This window comes from Tsukamurella conjunctivitidis, assembly GCF_007858475.1.
Classification (GTDB): Bacteria; Actinomycetota; Actinomycetes; order Mycobacteriales; family Mycobacteriaceae; genus Tsukamurella; species Tsukamurella conjunctivitidis.
Genome location: NZ_VIGX01000124.1, coordinates 1 through 652, shown reverse-complemented (window position 1 = coordinate 652; position 652 = coordinate 1). Strand labels below are relative to the sequence as shown.

General features: G+C 65.0%; 1 protein-coding gene. It reads right to left on the bottom strand.

What is annotated here, in order from left to right:
• A partial coding sequence (locus FK530_RS24670; RefSeq protein ID WP_146489450.1) for an IS3 family transposase occupies positions 1-652 on the bottom strand: 652 nt, incomplete at both ends.

Below are 652 nucleotides of genomic sequence, written 5' to 3'. Positions count from 1 at the left end.
ATGATGGTCTCGTACTCGATGGGGGTCAACCGGCCCAACCCGTCCTGGCGCCGGCGGCGGTGGCAGGTGCGTTCGATCCAAGTCACGATCGCGATCCGGAGCTCCTCCCTGGTGGCCCAGGTGCGCCGGTTCAGAACATTCTTCTGAAGCAGGGAGAAGAACGACTCCATGGCGGCGTTGTCGCCGCAGGCACCGACCCGGCCCATGGATCCGACCATGTGGTGCCGGTTGAGCGCACCGACGAACTTCCTGCTCCGAAATTGCGACCCTCGATCGGTGTGAACCACACAACCGGCAACGTCACCGCGGCGGGCGGCGGCATTGTTCAGGGCGGTGACGGCGAGGCGGGACTTCATCCTCGAGTCGATGGAGTAGCCCACGATCCGGTTGGAGTACACGTCCTTGAACGCGCACAGGTACAGCTTCCCCTCGTTCGTCCAGTGCTCGGTGATGTCGCCGATCCACAACTCGCTCGGGGCCGTAGCGGTGAACTCGTGCCGGGTCCGGCCCTTCTCATCAGTGATGGCGCACAGGTCGTCGTGGACCGGCGGACCAGGCTTCTTGCCGTTGCGGACGCGCTTCTTCCCGAACGCTGACCACCAGCCGTTGTCAGCACAGATCCGCCACGCCGTCCGCTCGGCCATCACCTGGC